General features: G+C 63.8%; 1 protein-coding gene. It reads left to right on the top strand.

All coding sequences use genetic code 11. From position 1 onward, the window contains the following. Positions 1-993: FG-GAP repeat domain-containing protein (locus tag V1633_RS36865; RefSeq protein ID WP_331218826.1), on the top strand; the 993-nt coding region annotated here is incomplete at both ends.

The raw sequence follows: 993 nt of genomic DNA, 5'->3' as shown, positions 1-993 counted from the left end.
CCGGCTCCGGTTCCGGTGCAGGACCCGAACGCGATCCAGCAGTCGGGCGACTTCAACGGCGACGGACGCGACGACGTCGCCATGCTCTACCACCACAGCGACACCTCGATCGAACTGTTCACCTCACGCGGCAACACCAACGGCGGATTCGGCACCTTCACCGGCAGCTACAAAATCCCCGCCAACGCCTGGAAATGGAACTCCTTCCGCACCATCGCCGGCGACTACAACGGCGACGGACGCGACGACCTAGCCGCCATGTACTACCAGTCCGACGGCTCCATCACCATGCACACCGCACTAGCCAACACCAACAACGACGGCGGATTCGCCCCCTTCACCGGCAGCCTCACCATCCCCGCCAACGCCGCCTGGAAATGGGACTCCATCCGCCTGCTGAGCGGTGACTTCAACGGCGACGGACGCGACGACGCCGCCATGCTCTACCACCACAGCGACACCTCCATCGAACTATTCACCTCACGCGCCAACACCAACGGCGGATTCGGCACCTTCACCGGCAGCTACAAAATCCCCGCCAACGCCTGGAAATGGAACTCCTTCCGCACCATCGCCGGCGACCACAACGGCGACGGACGCGACGACCTCGCCGCCATGTACTACCAGTCCGACGGCTCCATCACCATGCACACCGCACTAGCCAACACCAACAACGACGGCGGATTCGCCCCCTTCACCGGCAGCCTCACCATCCCCGCCAACGCCGCCTGGAAATGGGACGCCATCCGAATCACCAGCGGCGACTACAACAACGACGGACGCGACGACGCCGCCATGCTCTACCACCACAGCGACACCTCCATCGAACTATTCACCTCACGCGCCAACACCAACGGCGGATTCGGCACCTTCACCGGCAGCTACAAAATCCCCGCCAACGCCTGGAAATGGAACTCCTTCCGCACCGTCACCGGCGACCACAACGGCGACGGACGCCACGACCTCGCCGCCATGTACTACCAGTCCGACGGC

Source organism: Plantactinospora sonchi (assembly GCF_036422035.1).
In the GTDB taxonomy this organism is placed as follows: domain Bacteria; phylum Actinomycetota; class Actinomycetes; order Mycobacteriales; family Micromonosporaceae; genus Plantactinospora; species Plantactinospora sonchi.
Note: the sequence above shows the minus strand (reverse complement) of the source record. Positions and strands in the feature narration are given on the sequence as shown.